Source organism: Pseudomonas sp. MWU347 (assembly GCF_017947305.1).
Classification (GTDB): domain Bacteria; phylum Pseudomonadota; class Gammaproteobacteria; order Pseudomonadales; family Pseudomonadaceae; genus Aquipseudomonas; species Aquipseudomonas putida_A.
Genome location: NZ_JAFGZB010000007.1, coordinates 354,879 through 375,373, shown reverse-complemented (window position 1 = coordinate 375,373; position 20,495 = coordinate 354,879). Strand labels below are relative to the sequence as shown.

General features: G+C 61.2%; 16 protein-coding genes and 1 pseudogene. 8 read left to right on the top strand and 9 right to left on the bottom strand.

Annotated elements, in window-relative coordinates; all coding sequences use genetic code 11:
- The 5 genes and pseudogenes from KCG87_RS17600 to KCG87_RS17580 all read left to right on the top strand — a co-directional run.
- Positions 1–907: pseudogene (locus KCG87_RS17600) on the top strand (toxin); the annotation flags it as partial.
- Positions 908–981: 74 nt separating this feature from the next.
- Positions 982–3,606 carry an RHS repeat-associated core domain-containing protein gene (locus KCG87_RS17595; RefSeq protein WP_246881765.1) on the top strand — a complete coding sequence of 875 codons (2,625 nt, stop codon included), beginning with the start codon at positions 982–984 and terminating at the stop codon, positions 3,604–3,606.
- Positions 3,607–3,689: 83 nt separating this feature from the next.
- Positions 3,690–5,450, top strand: a complete 1,761-nt coding sequence (locus KCG87_RS17590; protein ID WP_098965309.1) for an ATP-binding protein — start codon at positions 3,690–3,692, stop codon at positions 5,448–5,450.
- On the top strand, positions 5,450–6,781 hold the full coding sequence (locus KCG87_RS17585) for a sigma-54 dependent transcriptional regulator (RefSeq protein ID WP_139054299.1): 1,332 nt from the start codon (positions 5,450–5,452) through the stop codon (positions 6,779–6,781). The genes KCG87_RS17590 and KCG87_RS17585 overlap by 1 nt, the downstream gene beginning before the upstream one ends.
- Before the next feature lie 322 nt (positions 6,782–7,103).
- Positions 7,104–8,423, top strand: a complete 1,320-nt coding sequence (locus KCG87_RS17580) for an MFS transporter (protein WP_098965312.1) — start codon at positions 7,104–7,106, stop codon at positions 8,421–8,423.
- 130 nt (positions 8,424–8,553) lie between these two features.
- Here the strand turns inward: KCG87_RS17580 and KCG87_RS17575 are convergent, their stop codons facing one another.
- On the bottom strand, positions 8,554–9,312 hold the full coding sequence (locus KCG87_RS17575) for a hypothetical protein (RefSeq protein ID WP_210558439.1): 759 nt from the start codon (positions 9,310–9,312) through the stop codon (positions 8,554–8,556).
- A 343-nt stretch (positions 9,313–9,655) separates the two neighbouring features.
- Here KCG87_RS17575 and KCG87_RS17570 point away from each other — a divergent pair, with 343 nt between their 5' ends.
- Together KCG87_RS17570 and KCG87_RS17565 are read left to right on the top strand one after the other, a co-directional pair.
- Positions 9,656–9,979, top strand: coding sequence for a hypothetical protein (locus KCG87_RS17570; protein WP_210558441.1), 324 nt, complete (start codon positions 9,656–9,658; stop codon positions 9,977–9,979).
- A 260-nt stretch (positions 9,980–10,239) separates the two neighbouring features.
- On the top strand, positions 10,240–10,869 hold the full coding sequence (locus tag KCG87_RS17565) for a flavin reductase family protein (protein WP_210558442.1): 630 nt from the start codon (positions 10,240–10,242) through the stop codon (positions 10,867–10,869).
- 6 nt (positions 10,870–10,875) lie between these two features.
- Here the strand turns inward: KCG87_RS17565 and KCG87_RS17560 are convergent, their stop codons facing one another.
- Both KCG87_RS17560 and KCG87_RS17555 read right to left on the bottom strand, forming a co-directional pair.
- Positions 10,876–11,118 carry a hypothetical protein gene (locus tag KCG87_RS17560; protein WP_103486312.1) on the bottom strand — a complete coding sequence of 81 codons (243 nt, stop codon included), beginning with the start codon at positions 11,116–11,118 and terminating at the stop codon, positions 10,876–10,878.
- Between the two features lie 43 nt (positions 11,119–11,161).
- Positions 11,162–11,515, bottom strand: coding sequence for an antibiotic biosynthesis monooxygenase family protein (locus KCG87_RS17555; protein WP_095136993.1), 354 nt, complete (start codon positions 11,513–11,515; stop codon positions 11,162–11,164).
- A gap of 338 nt (positions 11,516–11,853) precedes the next feature.
- On the opposite strand from KCG87_RS17555, the gene KCG87_RS17550 reads away from it, so the two are divergent.
- Positions 11,854–12,783, top strand: a complete 930-nt coding sequence (locus tag KCG87_RS17550; RefSeq protein ID WP_027612494.1) for an AraC family transcriptional regulator — start codon at positions 11,854–11,856, stop codon at positions 12,781–12,783.
- 125 nt (positions 12,784–12,908) lie between these two features.
- Here KCG87_RS17550 and KCG87_RS17545 read toward each other — a convergent pair whose 3' ends face one another.
- From KCG87_RS17545 to KCG87_RS17520, 6 genes are all read right to left on the bottom strand, one after another.
- Positions 12,909–13,964 (bottom strand): ABC transporter ATP-binding protein, encoded by a 1,056-nt coding sequence (locus KCG87_RS17545; protein ID WP_210558444.1) that lies wholly within the window; start codon positions 13,962–13,964, stop codon positions 12,909–12,911.
- 13 nt (positions 13,965–13,977) lie between these two features.
- Entirely contained in the window at positions 13,978–14,826 is an 849-nt protein-coding gene (locus tag KCG87_RS17540; protein ID WP_095668437.1) for an ABC transporter permease, read from the bottom strand.
- Entirely contained in the window at positions 14,823–15,731 is a 909-nt protein-coding gene (locus KCG87_RS17535; RefSeq protein ID WP_210558446.1) for an ABC transporter permease, read from the bottom strand. Before KCG87_RS17535 ends, KCG87_RS17540 begins: the two co-directional genes overlap by 4 nt.
- Before the next feature lie 243 nt (positions 15,732–15,974).
- Complete coding sequence (locus tag KCG87_RS17530) at positions 15,975–17,078, bottom strand: ABC transporter substrate-binding protein (protein ID WP_123588622.1); 1,104 nt, start codon at positions 17,076–17,078, stop codon at positions 15,975–15,977.
- Between the two features lie 217 nt (positions 17,079–17,295).
- Entirely contained in the window at positions 17,296–18,747 is a 1,452-nt protein-coding gene (locus KCG87_RS17525) for an aldehyde dehydrogenase family protein (RefSeq protein ID WP_210558447.1), read from the bottom strand.
- The gene (locus tag KCG87_RS17520) at positions 18,744–20,381 is read right to left on the bottom strand and encodes a 5-guanidino-2-oxopentanoate decarboxylase (RefSeq protein WP_210558449.1); all 1,638 of its coding nucleotides are present in this window, start codon (positions 20,379–20,381) and stop codon (positions 18,744–18,746) included. Before KCG87_RS17520 ends, KCG87_RS17525 begins: the two co-directional genes overlap by 4 nt.
- Positions 20,382–20,495 lie beyond the last annotated feature (114 nt).

Here is a 20,495-nt window from a genome sequence, read left to right as displayed (position 1 = left end):
TCTGTATGGGTTTGTGGGAAACAGCCCACTGAGCTATTTCGATGACAGTGGAGAACAACGAACACCTGCCGAATTGAGAGCGGTCATCCATGAGTACTCAAACCTGCTGAATAGCGTCGATGCCGTAATGAACAAGCAGATGTACCAGTTCTACAACATGACCCGTACAAGGGACATCAACAAAGTAGGCTTTAAAAAGCTCCTGTTCACAATTACCAAGGTTTCTGCCTCAGCGACCATGGCGGCGGCGGCAGGTATGGGTGGGGCGCTTGTCGGCTCCGTGGCCGGGCCCGCCGGCGCGGCAATACTCGGGCCTGTAGCAGGAATCGTAGCGGCAGATATCACAGGAAACGAGATGGACAAGATCGCGAAGAAGTCTTCTTTCGGGTATGCGTTCGTACCAGAGACCGACGATCTCGATCTGGCCAGCATCATTGACGACGCGAACCCCAAACCTTTTAGCGTACGCAAGGAAATGAAGAACCTTGCAGCCAAATACGACCCGAGAACCGACGCGGGTATGAAAGAATCGGCGTTGGCGACAGGAGTCGCCTTTGCCGATAGTGCCACGTTGTACGGTTCCCATCTGGAGAAAGTCGTCGAATTCTATCGTTTGGGCAAAGTGTGGCTCGATGCATTGAGTGGCAGCTTTGGGCAGGAAGACCTGGACTGGATAGACGAACAATTCGAAGTTCTGAGTGACTACCTGAATACTCAGAAAGATCGGACTGATGAAGCCTTGAAGGAACTTGAGAACTCTGCGCCCGCCCCCGGGTTTAAAGGAGAAGTCGCGGGAACACGCGTGCGCCTAGGTAAAGCGGAAAGGGTCGTGAAAGCAAAAATGGAACATACGATGGACCTGAAATACCGTGTATCTCAATACTATCGGGAAAAAAATGCGGCCTGAAACCACCGCTCAATCCTATGAACAGCTCTATTTCTCGCCGAACGCCAGATCTTTCTGTCAACGACAATCGGGGCTTGCCTGTCAGGCAGGTGGCTTACTGGCGCAAGAAAGCGGGCGATGAGGCCCAAGCGCTGATTACCCGTCAGCACCATGACTCTGCCGGACGTCTCATCGAACAGTGGGATCCTCGATTGTTCGGTACTGCGCCCATACCCAATCTTGCGACGGTCTACACCCTGAGCGGCAAACCACTGAAAGTCGACAGCGTCGATTCCGGCTGGCGCGTAAACCTGCCCGGTCTGGCCGGTGAGGTGTTGCAACGCCACGACCAGCGCGGCACGCAATGGCGCAATCGCTACGATCCGATGATGCGGTTGATCGCCGTCGATGAAAATGCGCAAGTCGATGTCGAGCGCTACACCTATGCCGACCACAATGCCGACCCCGGGCATAACCTGCGCGGTGAACTGAGCGAAAGCGCCGACCCGGGCGCCACGGTGGTGGTCTACGGCTACAGCCTGCAGGGCAAGGCAGTGAGTGAAACCCGTACGCTGTCGGGCGAGACGGCGGCTTTCATCACTCGTACGGATTTCGACGCGCACGGCAATGTGGTGCAAGTCACCGACGCCGGTGGTCACCGGCAACGCTCGAGCTACGATGTCGCCGGCCAGTTACATCAGGTATCGCTGTGGATAGCCGGGGCTGACGCGGCACAACCGGTGGTCGACGCTGCCACGTACAACGCCTCCGGCCAACTGCTCGAACAACGGGCCGGCAATGGTGTGCGCAGCCGCCGCGTGTACGATCCCGCTGACGGTCGCCTGCTGAATCAGCTGGCCTGCAAGGATCAGGAAAAACCGCTGCAGGACTTGCACTACACCTATGACCCGGTCGGCAATGTCCTGCGTATCGAGGATCGCACCCTGGCCACGGTGTATTTCGCCAATCAGCGCGTCGATGGTGATCGTCATTTTGTCTACGACTCGCTGTATCGGCTGAGCGAAAGTCGCGGCTTCGAAGGCCAGATCCCGCAACAATCGCCAGGTTTGCCGCAACCGATCGAACCCATCGACCCAGGGCGGCGCTTCAACTACAGCGAGCAGTATCACTACGACGCGGGAAATAACCTCGTTGAACTGGTGCATGTGCGCAAGGGCCACAACTTCACGCAACAGATGAAAATCGCCCCTGACAGCAATCGGGGGCTGCGCTGCCAACCCGCTGACCCCGAACCGGTGTTCGGCGACTACTTTGACCGCCACGGCAACCAGCTGAAACTGCAGCACGGCGGCCTGCCTCTGGCGTGGGACAGTTACGATCAACTGGCCCGCGTCACCCTGCTGCAACACAGCAACGGCCTGCCCGACGACGATGAAATCTATCGCTACAGCCAGGGTCAGCGCGTTTACAAATGCACGCTGAGGCATACGCCGTCGATCACCGATCGCCGCGAGGTACGTTACCTGCCAGGGCTGGAAATCCACAGCCGCAGCGACGGCCAGCAACTGCATGTCATCGTGCTGCCGGGCGCGCGTTGCCTGCATTGGCTCAGCGGTCAACCGGCGGATATCGAGGCCGATCAACTGCGCTTCAGCCTCGACGATCACCTCGGATCCTGCTCGCTGGAACTGGACCGCCACGCTGGCGTGATCAGCCTGGAGCATTATTACGCCTTCGGCGGCACGGCCTGGTGGGCAGCCCGTTCAGCCGTGGAAGCGGATTACAAAACGATCCGTTACTCGGGCAAGGAAATGGATGCCAGCGGTTTGTACTATTACGGCGCGCGATATTACGCGCCATGGCTGCAACGCTGGATCAGCGCCGATCCGGCCCGGGACGTGGACGGACTGAACCTGTACGCTTTTGTCGGCAACAACCCGGCGATTCATGTCGACCGGAGGGGCAACTACAAGGTTATTTTCGATCTGGCCAAACGAGCGATCGGCCTGCTCGACAAAGCCGAAACAGCGGCCGATCAATTACACAACCTGAGTCGCGAGTTCGACGACTTGATCCCCGAAGGCGCAGACATCGAAGACCTGCGCAAAACCATGACGTTCGGCAAATTTATCAAGTCCCGGCAGGGTATCAAATCGGCTCTTTACGGTGCGGGGAAGGGGCTCGCCATCGGTGGACTTATAGGCACGGCGCTACCAGGAATTGGCAATGCCATCGGCAGTGGTGTGGGGACGCTGGCGGGCATGGTCGTTTTCCCGTTGCTGCGCTATTACTTTTTCAAGAAAGGCTTGAAACTCGCGCAAACGCTGCGCACCCAGGAACTCAGGAATGGCCTGCAAACCGTCAGTGATACCGTCAACCGCATGGTTGATGGCACCACTGATCTGCTCAATCGCGGCACGGAGGTGCTGGAAAGCATCAAAAACATGACCAATACCCTCAACGCATATCACGAGCGGACTCAGGCGCTGTTCTACGACCAGTTGCAGGCCCTTGCCGGTGACAAACAACGCGAGGTCATCAAGCTCCTGAGAAGCGGACTCGACCCGTTCGACGCCATCGGCAAGGTGCTGGAGACGGCCCAAGCGGTCATGGATGACGCCCCCGACATCGGCGCAGACGTGAACAATCGCCTGCAACAACTGCAGAGCAAAGTCACTGAGAATTCAAGGCTTAAACCCATCCCCAAGCCGCGGACGAAATACATCCAGCGGGTCTCTGCCGGCGAAACGTACGTGTGACGTCGAAGGCCGTTCGAACAGTGCGCCGAGCCACTTCGGCGCATGCTATCGTGCCCGCCCGTCCCTCTATCCATTAGCCCAGCATGCTGCCGACTTCCCGTACCCTGCGTTTGTCGTTGTACACCCTGCTGATCATTGCCGGTGCGGCCATCGCCGCGACCCTTGCCATCCGCCACGCCGAACGTCAGGCGCTGGAGGAGGACGCCACTCGCGCCAGCCAGCAGTTGGCGCTGTATGCCAACTCGTTGCACACCCTGATCGACCGCTATCGCGCCCTGCCCGCCGTGCTGGCGCTGGACCCGCAATTGCGCAGCGCGCTGGCCGGGCCGGTGGGCGCGGAACAACAGAATGTGCTGAATCTGAAGCTGGAGCAGATCAACGGCGCGGCGCAGTCCTCGACCCTCGAGCTGCTTGATCACAGCGGCCTCGCGGTGGCCGCCAGCAACTGGCGCCTGCCGAGCAGTTACGTCGGCCACAACTACGGTTTTCGTCCGTACTTCAGCCAGACCCGCACTCAGGGCAGCGGGCGCTTTTATGCGGTGGGCGTGACCAGCGGCATCCCCGGCTATTTTCTGTCCAGCGCGGTGCTCGGCGACAACGCCGAGTTCCTTGGCGCGATGGTAGTCAAACTGGAGTTCCCCGAGCTTGAGCGCGAATGGAGCCAGGGCAGCGACACGCTGCTGGTCAGCGATGCACGCGGGATCATCTTCATCGCCAACCAGCCCGGCTGGCGCTATCGCTCGTTGCGGCCGCTGGACAGCCGCGACATGGACGAGATCAAGCGCACGCGCCAGTACGACAAACAATCGCTGATCCCGCTGACGCATTTGTCGCTGCGTCACTTCGACGACAACAGCGACCTGCGCCGGGTCGAAGGCCCGGACGGAACGGCGGACTACTTGTGGGAATCGCTGCCGCTGGCCACCGAAGGCTGGACCCTGCACCTGTTGCGCCGCCCGCAAGTGGCTTTCGAAGACTTACGCAACGCCGGGCTGGCCGCTGCGGGTGTGTGGCTGGCGTTGGTGTTTTTGCTGCTGTTCCTCAATCAGCGCTGGCGCCTGTCGAAAGTCCGTCAGCGCAACCGCGAAGAACTCGAACAACTGGTCGAAGAACGCACCCGCGATCTGCGCACCGCGCAGGACGGTCTGGTGCAATCGGCCAAGCTCGCGGCGCTGGGGCAGATGTCCGCCGCACTGGCCCACGAAATCAATCAACCGCTGACCGCGCAACGGATGCAATTGGCGACGCTGCGCCTGCTGCTCGAACATGGCCGCGTCGATGATGCGTACAAGGCGCTCAAACCGGTGGACGACATGCTCACGCGCATGGCATCGCTCACCGGCCATCTGAAAACCTTCGCCCGCAAAAGCCCCAGCGGCCTGCGCGAACGGCTGGATCTGGCGACCGTGGTCGATCAATCGCTGCAACTGCTCGATGCGCGCCTGCGCGACGAACAGGTCAGTCTGGTGCTGCACCTGACGCGTCCGGCGTGGGTGCGTGGTGATGCAATACGCCTCGAACAGGTGCTGATCAATCTGCTGCGCAATGCCCTCGATGCAATGCAGGGCAAACCGTGCAAGCGCCTGGAAATTCGCCTGGAAGTGGACGAACAACTGTGGCGCCTGAGCGTGATCGACAATGGCGGCGGGATTGCCGAACAGCACCTGAACCAGGTGTTTGACCCGTTCTTCACCACCAAACCGGTGGGTGACGGACTCGGCCTCGGGCTGGCGGTATCCTTTGCCATCGTGCATGAATCCGGCGGGCGTCTGAGCGTTGAAAATGGCGAGGCCGGCGCGGTGTTCAGCCTGACCCTGCCGATCGATCTGGAGGCACACATCTGATGCTCAACTCAGTGATGGTGGTCGATGACGAGAGCAGCATTCGCAGCGCCGTCGAGCAATGGCTGAGCCTGTCGGGGTTCGCGGTGCAGCTGTTCAGCCGCGCCGAAGATTGCCTCGCCGCGCTGCCGGCGCACTTTCCCGGGGTGATCCTCAGCGATGTGCGCATGCCCGGGCTCAGTGGTCTGCAGTTGCTGGCGGAAGTGCAGAAACGTGATGCCGATCTGCCGGTGATTCTGCTGACCGGTCACGGCGATGTGCCGATGGCGGTCGAAGCCATGCGTGACGGCGCCTACGACTTCCTCGAAAAACCGTTCAGCCCGGAAACCCTGCTCGGCAGCCTGCGCCGGGCGCTCGACAAGCGGCGGCTGGTCCTGGAAAACCGCGCCCTGCACGAGCAGGCCGACCACCGCGCCAGACTCGATGCAACGCTGCTCGGCGTGTCCCGTGGCATGCAGACTTTGCGTCGACAGGTGCTGGATCTGGCGGCGCTGCCGGTCAACGTGTTGATCCGCGGTGAAACCGGCAGCGGCAAGGAACTGATCGCCCGCTGCCTGCATGATTTCGGCCCGCGCGCGGACAAGCCCTTCGTGGCGCTGAACTGCGCGGCGATCCCCGAGCAGTTGTTCGAAGCCGAGTTGTTCGGCCATGAAAGTGGCGCGTTCACCGGCGCGTCCGGCAAGCGCATCGGCAAGCTGGAATACGCCGACGGCGGCACGCTGTTTCTCGATGAGATCGAAAGCATGCCGCTGGCTCAGCAAGTGAAGCTGCTGCGGGTGTTGCAGGAGCAGAAGCTGGAACGCCTGGGCTCGAACCAGAGCATTCGTGTCGATCTGCGGATCGTCGCCGCGACCAAGCCTGATCTGCTGGACGAGGCCCGGGCCGGACGTTTTCGCGAAGACCTGGCGTATCGCCTGAACGTCGCCGAGCTGCGCCTTCCGCCGCTGCGCGATCGCCGCGAAGACATTCCGCTGCTGTTCGAATCGTTCGCCTTCAGCGCCGCCCAGCGTCTGGGCCGCACTTTCCCGCCGTTGAGCGGGGCGCAATTGAGTCACCTGCTCAGCCACGACTGGCCGGGCAACGTGCGTGAACTGGCGAATGTCGCCGAGCGCCAGGTGCTGGGGCTGGATGAGCCGGTGCAGGGCATCGATCCGGGCCAGTCCCTCGCCGCTCAGCAGGAAGCCTTTGAAGCGCAATGCCTGCGCGCGGCGCTGACCCGGCACAAGGGCGATGTGAAAGCGGTGCTGGAAGAGTTGCAACTGCCGCGCCGGACCTTCAATGAAAAGCTGCAGCGGCATGGGTTGAGCCGGGAGATGTTTGTTCCGGGCAGCTGAGTTTTGCAGTGTTTGATCGGGCCTCTTCGCGAGCAAGCCACGCTCCCACAGGGTTTTGTGCTGAACACAAAATGTGTGAACACCACCGACCACTGTGGGAGCGGGCTTGCCCGCGAAGAGGCCCGCAAAGGCAACATTTATCCATCCGCCTGAATGAGCAATTTTCCGCTCACCACAATCCAGCCATAAGCGGATTTCCGCTCATAAAATCCTGCCGCCCCCTCTAAACCGGCCCTCCCCCCGTTGGCACAGCTCCTGCTATAGCCCAGACAGGCTGCGTTCCAACGCGCTCCACAAAAACAATTAAACGAAGGATCCTTCAATGGATAACTCCAACGCCCTGCCCCTTGGGTCGGCTGCCGCGCCCGCCAAAGAAAGAACCACCGCCAGCCGGATCAAATCGATCTTCAGCGGCTCGGTCGGCAACATGGTCGAGTGGTACGACTGGTACGTCTACGCCGCTTTCTCGCTGTACTTCGCCAAGACCTTCTTCCCCGCCGGTTCCACCACCGCGCAACTGATGAACACCGCCGCGATCTTCGCCGTGGGCTTCCTGATGCGTCCGATCGGTGGCTGGCTGATGGGCCTGTACGCCGACAAGGTCGGTCGCAAGAAAGCCTTGATGGCCTCGGTCTACCTGATGTGCTTCGGCTCCTTGCTGATCGCCCTCAGCCCGAACTACGAAACCATCGGCATCGGCGCGCCGATCCTGCTGGTCTTCGCGCGCTTGCTGCAAGGCCTGTCAGTCGGCGGCGAGTACGGCACCTCGGCCACCTACCTGTCAGAGATGGCGACCAAGGAACGTCGCGGCTTCTTCTCCAGCTTCCAGTACGTGACCCTGATCTCCGGCCAGCTCATCGCGCTAGGCGTGCTGATCGTGCTGCAGAACATGCTGACCACTGAACAGCTGTACGCGTGGGGCTGGCGTATTCCGTTCGCCATCGGCGCACTGTGCGCGATCGTTGCGTTGTACCTGCGTCGCGGCATGGAAGAGACCGAGTCGTTCACCAAGAAAGAGAAGTCCAAGGAAAGCGCGATGCGCACCTTGATGCGCCACCCGAAAGAACTGCTGACCGTGGTCGGCCTGACCATGGGCGGCACGCTGGCGTTCTACACCTACACCACCTACATGCAGAAATACCTGGTGAATACCGTCGGCATGAGCATCTCCGACTCGACCACCATTTCTGCCGCCACGCTGTTCCTGTTCATGTGCCTGCAACCGATCATCGGTGGCCTGTCGGACAAGATCGGGCGGCGTCCGATCCTGATCGCTTTCGGCGTACTCGGGACGATCTTCACCGTGCCGATCCTGATGACCCTGCACACCATCCAGACCTGGTGGGGCGCGTTCTTCCTGATCATGGCGGCACTGATCATCGTCAGCGGCTACACCTCGATCAACGCCGTGGTGAAAGCCGAACTGTTCCCGACCGAAATCCGCGCGCTGGGCGTCGGTCTGCCGTACGCACTGACCGTGTCGATCTTCGGTGGTACCGCCGAATACATCGCGCTGTGGTTCAAGAGCATCGGCATGGAAACCGGTTACTACTGGTACGTGACCGCGTGCATCGCGGTGTCGCTGCTGGTGTACATCACCATGAAAGACACGCAGAAACACTCGCGGATCGTGACTGACTGAGGAATGAGTCAGTTCAGCCATTGTGATGGTGGCTGTTATGGCCTCATCGCGAGCAGGCTCACTCCTACATTGATTGGTGTACGCCGCCCTTTGTAGGAGTGAGCCTGCTCGCGATTGGGGCGACTCGGTATCAGGACAATTCAGCAACTACCGTTGGCTTGCCATAACGCTTCTGCGCATACGACGCGCCGACAATCATCACCAGCAGAATCCCCGCCAGCACCGCCGACGAGCCTATGGTGCCGAAGTCCAGGCCGCCCTTTTCATGGGACTTGGTCATCAGGTCGCCCAGGGTCGCACCGAACGGCCGGGTCAGCACGAACGCCACCCAGAACAACAGCACCGACGAAATCTTCGTGAAGTATTTGAGCGCCACGACCACGGCAATGGTCGAGCCGATCAGCAGCGCGCCACCGGCAAAACCCAGGCCCGAATCATCGGCCAGGTAGTCACCGAGCGCCGTGCCCAGGGTGTTGGAAAACAGAATCGCCATCCAGTAGAACATCTCGCCACGGAAGGTCTGCACCTTGCTGACGTTCAACGAGTCGCCGCTCAGGCGCCAGGCCGTGAAGATCGCCAACAGAATCGCAATCAGCATCATCGACCCGGTGGCGTAGCCCAGTTCAAGGGTGCGGTCCATGAAGTCAGACATGGTGGTGCCGGCGGTGCTGGTCGACAGAATCACGATCCAGTACAGCAGCGGCTTGTAGGTCTTGGCCATCAGTTGGCTGATCAGCGTCAGCACGAACACGCTGATCAGGATCAGCGAGCTGAGGGCGTACCCGACGTTGAGGGTCATCGACAGCAAGTCCCCCGCGGTTTCCCCCAGGGTCGTCGCGCAGATTTTCATGACCCAGAACGCCAGGGTGATTTGAGGCAGTTTGTTCATCGCAAGCAAAGCTCCAGTGTGGGACGGCCGGTTCTTGGTTTTCTGGCCGTGGGCAGACTGGCGTCGCACCGGTGAAAAACCGGTCGGCAACAGATGAAAAATCCGTCATATCGCGAAAAACAGCGATTAATCCCCCATTAATGCTGCCCCGGCATCCTGCCACTACCTGATCGATGACCCGCGCGGCGTTCGCTCCCGACAGTGGAAGCCCATTCAATGCGCCGCCCTTAATATCAAGTTAATCGATTGTTTTTAGCATTTATTTGCGCTTTTTTATCAATTTAGTTGGCGTAGCATTAAACCCATGCAAGACACACCCGCCAACGAATCTGGAGTCACTCACATGAAAACCAAACTGATCCTCGCTTTCGCCTTGTCCGTAATGGCCGCCAACACCTTTGCTGCCGACGGTTTTGATCGCACTGGCTCGGCTGTCGCTGCCGATGGTTACGACCGCACTGGCTCGGCCGTCGCTGCCGATGGTTACGACCGCACTGGCTCGGCCGTCGCTGCCGATGGTTACGACCGCACTGGCTCGGCCGTCGCTGCCGATGGTTACGACCGCACTGGCTCGGCAACTGTCGCCGAGGATGGCTACGACCGCACCGGTTCGGCTGCCTTCGCCGCTGACGGCTACGACCGCACCCAATCCGCTTCGATCAGCTGATTGCAGTCGTAAAGCGCACAGCCCGGCTTCGGCCGGGCTTAGTCATTTCTGGGGCACGGCAAATATCCCCTGTGGGAGCGGGCTTGCTCGCGAAAGCGCCGGGTCAGTCAACCACTGTGGCAACTGAAAGATTGCATTCGCGAGCAACCCCGCTGCCACAAAGGGGATTGCATCAACTGGAATATCTTTGTGTGACTGGAAAATGCTGTTTCAGACTTGCACTATTGCCTTCTACAAACGCCCTCCAGGAACCTCCAGCCATGTCCGATGACATCCACTTCTACGAACCCGCCAACGGCCACGGCCTGCCCCACGATCCGTTCAACGCCATCGTCGGCCCGCGTCCCATCGGCTGGATTTCTTCGCAGGATGCCGACGGCCAGCTGAATCTTGCGCCTTACAGTTTCTTCAACGCGTTCAACTACATTCCGCCGATCATTGGTTTTTCCAGCATCGGGCGCAAAGACAGCCTGAACAACATCGAGCAGACAGGCGAGTTCGCCTGGAACCTCGCCACCCGGCCGCTGGCCGAGCAGATGAACCAGAGCTGCGCGATGGTCGCGCCTGAGGTCAACGAGTTTGAACTGGCCGGGCTGACGCCCTTGGCTTCGAAGGTGATTGCGGTGCCACGGGTGGCCGAAAGCCCGGTGTCCTTCGAGTGCAAGGTCACGCAGATCATCCAGTTGCAGCGCGCCGATGGCGAAACCGTACCGAGCTGGCTGATTCTCGGCGAAGTGGTCGCCGTGCATATCGCCAAATGGCTGTTGAAGGACGGGATCTACGACACCGCCGCGGCAGAACCGATTCTGCGCGGCGGCGGGCCGGCGGATTATTTCCAGTTGGGGCCTGAAGCCCTGTTCAAGATGTGGCGCCCGGGTGCGGGCAAGTAAGCGCAGTTACCAGATCAGCTCGGCGTCATCGGTGACACCCTTGAGGCGGTCCAGCTCTTGGGTCGCCGCGTCATCGGCAGCGATGGCGCCGGGAAACACCTGATCACCCAGCAGTTTGTGGAAGCGTGGCGCACCGCCATCGACCAGGGCCTTGACCGCGATTGCCGCGTGGTAACCCTTGTTGCCGCCCAACTCGACGGGGACGACTGCGGAGACTGCTTCGAAGTGTTCAAACTCTTTACGTGCCATGGCACACATCCTGGCTCAGATGAATAAGCCGGACATTAAACCCTCAACCGGCGAGTTTGTGTATCGGTGCCGGGCATTGTCCGAGCGCCTGCGCCGCCGACACCTCTTTGAAGGTGTGGAAATCCAGGCTGTTGACCACCAGATCCTGAACCAATTCGGCAAAGATCTGCATCGACGGGCTGTTGAAATACGCGGTCATTGCCTGTTGATGGCTCCAGAAACCAGAGACCAGCCACAGGTCCGGATCGCATTGCGAATGCTGCAGGGCAAAGTTCAGGCAACCGGGGGCGTTGCGTGACGGTTCGATCAAGGCACTGAGGCGTACACCCAGTTCGGCGGAGCGTCCGGCGCGCGCTCGAACGAAGGCCATATGACTGACGGGAATCTGCTTGGACATGTTCAACCCTCCCAGGGAGTCGCGTGGCAGCCGGGGGACGGGCTGCGACAGGATCAAAGGTTAAGGGCCGGGCGCAAGGTGCCGTTAGTCGATTCCTGCCGCTGCGTTGCACAATCCTGCGAGACTGCACACAAAGCACGTAACAACCTGCAAAACAGCGTCACACCACTGTCATACGGCGTTTCAAGCAAGTTTTCCGCCCTGCATCCTGCTATGACTGGGCACGCCGGCAATGCAATGCAGAATCAGGCAAGCATTTGACAGGATGTGTCTACCGCTGGCGCTTGCACAAACATATGCTCTGCTCCATTCCAGATTCCTTGCCGAGGATGCCGTGCATGACGTCATTCGATCGTTTCCAGTCTCCGCCCGATGCCGACATGGAAAAACAGCGTGCAGAACTCGCGGCGATCATCCGCCGCAATACCACCGACGACGGCAGTTATCAGACCGCCATCGGCTCGCTGTTCATGTCGCGCCATACCCAGTCCCATGACTTCGCCCCGGTACTTGCGCAACCGGCGCTGTGCATCATGGCCCAGGGCCGCAAAGAGGTGCGCCTGGCGGATGAGTTCTTCAATTACGACCCGCTGAATTATCTGGTGGTCTCGGTCTCGATGCCGCTCAGCGGGCGGGTAGTGAATGTCTCGCCGGAGGATCCGATACTTGCCGTGCGCCTGGACATCGACCCCGCGGAAATCACTGCACTGATCGCCGACGCGGGGCCGATGGGCGTGCCGACCCGGCCGACCGGGCGCGGCCTGTATGTGGAAAAGATCGACAGCGCGATGCTCGACGCGGTGTTGCGTCTGGCGCGACTGCTGGATGCGCCGAAAGACATCGCCATGCTCGCGCCACTGATTCGCCGGGAGATTCTCTATCGCCTGCTGCGCAGTCCGCAGGGTCACCGTTTGTATGAAATCGCGATTGCCAACAGCCAGAGCCACCGCATCAGCCAGGCGATCAAATGGCTCAACGGCAACTTCGAACAGCCGCTGCGCATCGATGATCTGGCGAAAGAAGTCAACCTCAGCGTTTCGACCCTGCATCACCGCTTCAAGGCGATGACCGCGATGAGTCCGTTGCAGTACCAGAAGCAATTGCGCCTGCAGGAAGCGCGGCGCCTGATGCTGGCCGAAGGGCTGGAAGCGTCGGCGGCGGGCTATCGCGTGGGCTATGAAAGCCCGTCACAGTTCAGCCGCGAGTACAGCCGCTTGTTTGGTGCACCGCCGTTAAGGGATCTGGCGCGGTTGCGGCAGTCGGTCTGATCCGGCATCTGCGGTGAGGCTTATGGCCCTATCGCGAGCAGGCTCACTCCTACAGTTGGAATGCGTTCCCCTGTAGGAGTGAGCCTGCTCGCGATGGCATCGGCAAGATCACCATCAAATCCTGATCAAGCCCCCAACACTCGACACGCCTCGCTCGGCAACGTCACCGACACCGGATGCCCGATCCCCAAACCGATCCCCTGACACGGCGTACTCAACGCGGTGAACGTCACCCCGGAACACTCCACCGTGGTCTCGATGGTCGCGCCGATATCGCGCACGAACGTCACCTTGCCGAGCAAGCGATTGCCCGCCGTGGCTTGTGGCGCGGACAGTTGCAGATCCTCCGGACGAATCAGCATCTTCACCTTCTGCCCCGCTTCGATGCTGCTGCAGATCGGCACTTGCAGCGCATCACCGCCCGGCAAACTGACCTTGCCGTCACCCAGCGCCGTGGCCGGAAAAATGTTGCCCGAACCGATGAAGTCGGCGACGAACTCGTTGGCCGGGTGCCGGTAGATTTCGATCGGCGTGCCCACCTGCTGCACCTTGTGCTCGCCCAGCACCACGACGATGTCGGCCATGGTCATGGCTTCGCGCTGGTCGTGGGTGACCATGATCGTGGTGATGTTCAAGCGCTGTTGCAGCTGACGTATTTCCACCTGCATCAACTCGCGCAGCTTGGCGTCCAGCGCCGACAACGGTTCGTCGAGCAGGAGGATTTTCGGCCGCGAGGCGATGGCCCGGGCAATCGCCACCCGCTGCCGTTGCCCGCCGGAGAGTTTCGCCACCGGTCGGTCGATCATCGCCTGCAACTGAATCAACTCCAGCAATTCCACCACCCGCGCCTGCTGCTCGGCCTTGCTCACGCCGCGCAGTTTCAGCGGGTAGGCGATGTTCTCGCCGACGGTCATGTGCGGGAACAGCGCCAGCGACTGGAACACCATGCCGAAGTTGCGTTGGTGCGCCGGGGTGTGGCCGATGTTCTCGCCGTCGAGGCGAATCTCGCCGCCGGTCAGGGTTTCCAGCCCGGCGATCATCCGCAGCAAGGTGGTTTTGCCGCAGCCCGACGGGCCGAGAAAACACACCAGTTGGCCTTCCGGCAAATGCAGATTGACGTCCTGTACCGCGCAAGCCGAGCCGTAGAATTTCTCGACGTTTTCCAGAATCAGACCAGTCATGTTGCACCTCAAATCAAAAGGAAACGCCGCCCTCGCCCACCAGCTTCTCCAGCGCCCAGATCAGGACGAAGTCGATCAGCACGATCAGCACGGCAAACGAGAACACGGTAGGGTCGAGCGATGACACGGTGCGGCTGTACATCCAGATCGGCACGGTCATGACGTCGATGGTGTAGAGGAAATAGGTCACGGTGAATTCGTTGAACGAGACGATGAACGCCAGCAGCATCCCCGCCAGAATCCCCGACTTCATCAACGGCACCACCACGTCGACAATCGCCCGCAGCGGTGAAGCGCCGAGCATCCGCGCCGCCTCTTCGACTTCGCTGCCGATGGAGAGCATCGCGGCGGTGCAGTTTTTCACCACGAACGGCAGCGCCAGAATCACGTGAGCAATCACCAGCCGCGAGGTGGTCAGGTGGAACGGCAGGCTGTCGAACACCAGCAGCAACGCCAGTCCCAACACCACCATCGGAAACACCAGCGGCAACGACATCAGTTGCAGCGCCACGGCTTTGCCACGGAACTCGCAACGGGTCAGCGCATAGGCGGCAGGCACCGCGATCAGCGTGGCGAAAACCATGGTCAGGCACGACACCAGCAGGCTGGTAGCCATGGCCTGACCGAGACTCAGCACGTCGCTGGCGTCTGGCGAGACGAAGGTGTGCCAGGCCGCCTTGTACCATTGCAGGCTGTAGCTGCTCGGCGGGAAGTCGAGGTTCGACGCACCGCTGAACGACATGACGATCATGGTCAGGATCGGCAACACCGCCAGCAGCAGAATGAACCCGGAGAGGATCCCGGCGAACTTGCCGGTGTCGCCGGGCAGCAGCGCCATGCGCTTGTTGATCAGGGTACTCATTGCGAAGCCTCCAGCAGACGCCGACGACGGCCGGTGATGTATTCAGACAGGGTCATGATCGCCAGCGTGGTAACGATCAGCACCACCCCGGCAGCGGACGCGGCAGGCCAGTTCATCAGCGGCGCGATCTGGTCATGCACCATCACCGCGAGCATCGGCACCCGGCGGCCACCGAGCAGCAACGGCACGACAAAACTGCTGGCGTTGTAGGCAAACACCAGCGTCGCCCCGGTGATGATCCCCGGCAGACTCATCGGCAACACCACCTGACGGAACACCTGAAAACGACTGGCGCCCAGTGTCGCCGCCGCCTCTTCGTAGGTACGCGCAACACCACGCATGGCGCTGGCAATCGGCAGCACGGCCAATGGGAACGCGGTCTGCACCAGGCCCATCAGCACGCCGTTCTGGTTGTACAGCAGCATGATCGGGCGCTTGATCAGGCCCAGGCCCATCAGCGTCTGGTTGAGCATCCCGCCCGGGCCGAGAATCACCAGCCAGCCGTAGCTTTGCAGCAGGAGGTTGACCAGCAGCGGCAACAGCACCGCCGCGAGAAAAATCCGCCGCACGAACGGCGAGGTCAGCCGTGACATGGTGTACGCCACCGGGATCGCCAGCAGCACCGCGATCACTGCACTGATCAGCGCCAGACGCAGGGTCAGCAGCAGGGATTTCAGATAGTAGGGTTCGAGCAATTGCGCGTAGCTGGCGAGGCTGAACCCGCTCCATTCCGCGCCTTTAGTGCCGACGCTCATGCGCAGCACCAGCAGGCTGGCCGCGATCAGCACACCGAGAAACAGCATCGACGGCGTGAGGAAAAACCACGCCCGGGCGGTCGGCGAAATACCGCGCACCGGGCGCACGTCAGCGGCGCCAACCGGTTGGGTCAGGGATTGATGTTCCATAGCAATGATCTCGTCAATGGAAAGCTAATCTCGCAAACACCTCAATCTCCTGTGGGAGTCATTTTTTGTGGTGAGGGGATTTATCCCCGACCGGCTGCGAAGCAGTCGCAAAACCATCGTGCGCGGTACATTTGATGCACCGTATTTGCTGATCTTGGGGCAGCTACGCTGCCCATCGGGGATAAATCCCCTCACCACAGGACTCGCTCCCACAGGGGGCCCGTGGTGTTCGGGAGGCCGGCGTCAGGAAGAAAAAATTTCCGTATAGCGACGAATCCATTGGTCATGCACGGTCGCCAGGAAGGCGTTGTCGTGCATGATCGCCTTCTCGGCAATCTGCTCCGGCGTGAGGATGTACGGGCTCTTGCGCGCTTCCGCGGAGATGATCGCCTTGGCGTTGACCGGGCCGTTGAAGATGTCTTCGGCCATCTTGCCCTGCACCAGCGGGTCGAGAGAGTGGTCGATGAAGGCGTAGGCCAAGTCGGTGTCGCCCGGACGGTTCTTCGGCATCACCGAGAGCATCAGGTCGGTGTAGAAACCTTCCTTCATGCCGAACGTGGCACCGAGGCCGTAGTTCGGATCGCGGATCTGCTTGGGGAAGAATGCCGGAGCGTACAAGCCGCCCATGTCCAGGGAACCGGTGCGGAACAGCTCGGCGATCTGGTTCGGGTTCTCGCCGAGGGTGACCACGCGCTCCTTCAGCTCGGCGAGTTTCTTGAAGCCCGGCTCGATGTTGTGTTCGTCACCACCAGCCAGTTTTGCGGCGATGATGATCAGGTCCATCGCCTCGGTCCAGTTCGGCGGCGGCAGGAAAATGTTCGGCGCCAGATCGGCATCCCACAGCGCGGCATAACTGTCCGGTGCCTGTTTGAGGGTGCGGGTGCTGTAGACCAGACTGTTGCACCACAGCAGGTAACCGATGCCGTGCCCGTTGGCGCCGGTGCGGTATTTTTCCGGTACGTCGATCAGGTTGGGAATCCGGTTCAGGTCGGGTTTCTCCAGCAGCCCCGCAGCGGCCAGACCTTCGGCGCCGACCCCAGCCAGGGTGATGATGTCGTACTGCGGACGATCACCGCCGGCCTTGAGTTTGGCGACCATTTCCGAGGTGCTGCCGGTGCGGTCGGCGATGACCTTGGCGCCGGTCTTGGCCTCGAAGGTGGCGGCAATGTTGCGCAGTGCGGCGAGGCCGGTGTCATCCGACCAGGTCAGCAAACGCAGGGTCTTGCCGGCGAAGCGCGTGTCGCTGGCGCTGGCCCGGATGAAGGGCATGCTCAGGGCCGCCGCCGCTACCGAGGCGACGCCGACGGTTTTAATGAATTGACGCCTGTTCAGATCATGCTCGCCCATGAAGGACTCCCTTTGTTCTTTTAAGTATGAGGTTGGTCGCAACCGTTGCATCCGCGCGGCCGGATCCGCTGCAGGCCTTGTATTAAAAGGCCTGCAGCGCTGCCGACGGGTTCATCCTGAGGTCGTGCAATACACCTGACTATCGATAAAAACTCATCGAAGCCATGACACCGACGCATGCCTCGTTGCGAGGCATGCGCTCACCTTTTTCGGGCGTTCAAAGCGACCGGATCACGTGTTTGATTTCCTGAAACGCGGCCAGGCCCCACGGCCCCAATTCACGACCGATGCTGCTCTGCTTGTAACCGCCCCACGCCGTCTGCGGGAAGATCACTTGCGGCGCGTTGAGCCATACAAGCCCCGCCTGCAGGGCGTTGGCGACGCGGTCGGCGGTCTCGGCGTTACGCGTCACCACACTGGCGACCAGCCCGAACTGGCTGTCGTTGGCCAGGGCAATCGCCTCGGCTTCGCTGCTGAAACTGCGCACGCAGAGCACCGGGCCGAAAATCTCTTCACACCACAACGCACTGTCGAGGGGCACGTCGGTGAACACTGTCGGCTGCAAAAAATAGCCGCGTGGCAGATCCGCCGGACGATTACCGCCGCACACCAGCTTCGCCCCGGCACTCAAACCGCGGTCGATGTGGCCGAGCACGCGCTGGTATTGCGCCTGATTGACCAGCGCGCCCATCTCCACGTCCGGGTCGAACGGATCGGCCACGCGAATCGCTTGTGCGCGCTTTTGCAGACGCTCAAGAAACTCATCGGCCAGCTCATCGGCGACCAGCACCCGGCTGGTGGCCGAACACATTTGCCCGGCGTTGAAGAAACCGCCGCCGCAAGCCAGTTCCACCGCCAGTTCCAGATCGGCGTCTTCGAGCACCAGCAACGAAGATTTGCCACCCAGTTCCAGGCTCACGCCCTTCACCGTTTCGGCGGCACGCTGCATTACTTGCACACCGACGGCGTTGCTGCCGGTGAAGGAAATCTTGGCGATGCGCGGGTCCGCCGACAGCGGTGCACCGACCGCCAGACCGGTGCCGCAAACCAGGTTGAACACACCGTCGGGCAAGCCGGACTCGGCAATGATCGCCGCCAGTTCCAGCTCCGGCAGCGGCGTGACTTCCGACGGTTTGAGCACCACGCAGCAACCGGCGGCCAAGGCCGGGGCAAGTTTCCACGCGGTGGTGACCATCGGGAAATTCCACGGCACGATCAGCCCGACCACACCGCACGGTTCACGACGCAGACGCGCGCTGAAGTCATCGCTGGGCAGCGCCACGTTGCTGTCGAGTTGTGCGTCGAGGCCTTCGGCCAATTCGGCGTAATACTCGAACGTGGCGATCACATCATCGACGTCGATCGCCGCTTCGAATTGCGGTTTGCCGTTGTTGCTCGACTGCAGCTTCATCAGATGATCGCGGCCGTTGCGCACGCCATTGGCGATGTTGCGCAGGATCGCACCGCGCTCGGCACCGCTGGTTTTCGACCAGCGCTTGAACGCTTCAGTGGCCGCGCTGACGGCCAGATCGACCGCGCTTTCATCGCCGCCATTGACCGTGGTCAGCAGTGCTTCGGTGGCCGGATTGATCACCCGCAGGTGTTCACGCCCGGCCGACCATTGACCGTTGATGTACAGGCCATCGAGTGTGGTTGGGAAATTGATCATTGGGCCACCGCCTGCATCCATTGGCTCTGGTCGATTTCGATCACGGTCGGGCCCTGACGATCGGTGGCGGCACGCAGCGCGCCGCGCAATTGTTCAACCGTGCTGATCGCTTCGGCGGCGCAGCCAAGGGCCTTGGCCACACCGATGAAATCCGGGGTGTAGATATCGACGCCGACCGGTTCGATGGCGCGGTTGACCATGTACTTCTTGATCTCTTCGTAGCCCTGGTTATTCCACAGCAGGACGATTACCGGCGTGTGCGCTTCAACCGCGCTGGCCAGTTCCGGCAGGGTGAACTGCAAGCCGCCGTCGCCGATCAGGCACACCACTGGCGGACGAGCGCCACCCTCAATGCCGCCACCGAGCCACGCGCCAATCGCCGCCGGCAGGGCATAACCGAGGGTGCCGTAACCAGTGGACGAGTTGAACCAGCGCCGTGTTCGCTCCGGGTTGAAGGTGAGGTTGCCGGTGTACACCGGTTGTGTGGAATCGCCGACGAATACTGCGTCCGGCAACTCGTGCAGCACGGTTTCCAGAAAACGGGTCTGGGCCAGGGTTGGCGCATCCCAGGTCGCGGCCAGTTCATCGCGCAGACGCGCTGCCCGCACCTGGCCCCAATCGTTACGCCGCTCGGCCAGCGCCTGCTGCGACAGTGCGCCGAGCAGCGCTTGCGCGGCGTTGCGCGAGTCGGCGACCAACGCCACGTGCGGCGGATAGTTGCGCACGGTCTGATCGGCATCGATGTCGATGCGCAGCAACTTGCCGGGGATTTCAAAGCCGCCGGCGAAGGTCACGTCGTAATCGGTTTCGGCCAGTTCGGTGCCGATCGCCAGCACCACGTCGGCATCGGCCACCAGTGCGCGAGTGGCGACCAGGCTTTGCGTCGAGCCGATCAGCAGCGGATGGCTGGACGGCAACATGCCTTTGGCGTTGATGGTCAGCGCCACCGGGGCGTCGAGCAGCTCGGCCAGCTCAGTCAGTTCGGCGGCGGCATCGATGGCACCGCCACCGGCGAGAATCAGCGGACGCCGAGCGCCGGCCAGCAACTCAGTCATGCGCCGTACTGCAGCCGGTGCAGCCCCGGCGCGGTCGATGTGCACCGGAACGCTGGCGAGCAGCTCATCAGCCTCTTCTACCAAAACATCCAGCGGAATCTCGATGTGCACCGGACGCGGACGCCCGGCCTGAAACAGTGCGAAAGCACGGGCCAGCACGCCGGGCAATTCCGCCGCCGACATCAGGGTGTGGGAGAACGCCGCGACGCCGCCGACCAGCGCACTCTGGTTCGGCAACTCATGGAGTTTGCCGCGACCGCCACCCAACTGGCTGCGGGTCTGCACGCTGGAGATCACCAGCATCGGGATCGAGTCGGCGTAGGCCTGGCCCATCGCGGTGGTGATGTTGGTCATGCCCGGTCCGGTGATGATGAAGCACACACCCGGTTTGCCGCTGGTGCGCGCATAGCCGTCAGCCATGAATCCGGCGCCCTGCTCGTGCCGTGGAGTGACGTGGTTGATGCTCGAACGGGCCAGCCCGCGATACAGTTCCACGGTGTGCACCCCGGGAATACCGAACACCTGCTCGACCCCGTAATCCTCGAGTAACTTGACCAGTACTTCGCCACACGTCGCCATGTCGATTGCCCTTCTTGTTCGTTTGAGACACAAGGCCTTTGTGTAGGAGTGAGCCTGCTCGCGATGGCGTCTTCACATTCAACATTACGGTGACTGACACACCGCTATCGCGAG

Excerpts from the sequence above, each read along its gene's own strand:
- KCG87_RS17590 (WP_098965309.1), top strand. The coding sequence starts at position 3,690 with ATGCTGCCGACTTCCCGTACCCTGCGTTTGTCGTTGTACACCCTGCTG.
- KCG87_RS17585 (WP_139054299.1), top strand. The coding sequence starts at position 5,450 with ATGCTCAACTCAGTGATGGTGGTCGATGACGAGAGCAGCATTCGCAGC.
- KCG87_RS17580 (WP_098965312.1), top strand. The coding sequence starts at position 7,104 with ATGGATAACTCCAACGCCCTGCCCCTTGGGTCGGCTGCCGCGCCCGCC.
- KCG87_RS17575 (WP_210558439.1), bottom strand. The coding sequence starts at position 9,312 with ATGAACAAACTGCCTCAAATCACCCTGGCGTTCTGGGTCATGAAAATC.
- KCG87_RS17570 (WP_210558441.1), top strand. The coding sequence starts at position 9,656 with ATGAAAACCAAACTGATCCTCGCTTTCGCCTTGTCCGTAATGGCCGCC.
- KCG87_RS17565 (WP_210558442.1), top strand. The coding sequence starts at position 10,240 with ATGTCCGATGACATCCACTTCTACGAACCCGCCAACGGCCACGGCCTG.
- KCG87_RS17560 (WP_103486312.1), bottom strand. The coding sequence starts at position 11,118 with ATGGCACGTAAAGAGTTTGAACACTTCGAAGCAGTCTCCGCAGTCGTC.
- KCG87_RS17555 (WP_095136993.1), bottom strand. The coding sequence starts at position 11,515 with ATGTCCAAGCAGATTCCCGTCAGTCATATGGCCTTCGTTCGAGCGCGC.
- KCG87_RS17550 (WP_027612494.1), top strand. The coding sequence starts at position 11,854 with ATGACGTCATTCGATCGTTTCCAGTCTCCGCCCGATGCCGACATGGAA.
- KCG87_RS17545 (WP_210558444.1), bottom strand. The coding sequence starts at position 13,964 with ATGACTGGTCTGATTCTGGAAAACGTCGAGAAATTCTACGGCTCGGCT.
- KCG87_RS17540 (WP_095668437.1), bottom strand. The coding sequence starts at position 14,826 with ATGAGTACCCTGATCAACAAGCGCATGGCGCTGCTGCCCGGCGACACC.
- KCG87_RS17535 (WP_210558446.1), bottom strand. The coding sequence starts at position 15,731 with ATGGAACATCAATCCCTGACCCAACCGGTTGGCGCCGCTGACGTGCGC.
- KCG87_RS17530 (WP_123588622.1), bottom strand. The coding sequence starts at position 17,078 with ATGGGCGAGCATGATCTGAACAGGCGTCAATTCATTAAAACCGTCGGC.
- KCG87_RS17525 (WP_210558447.1), bottom strand. The coding sequence starts at position 18,747 with ATGATCAATTTCCCAACCACACTCGATGGCCTGTACATCAACGGTCAA.
- KCG87_RS17520 (WP_210558449.1), bottom strand. The coding sequence starts at position 20,381 with ATGGCGACGTGTGGCGAAGTACTGGTCAAGTTACTCGAGGATTACGGG.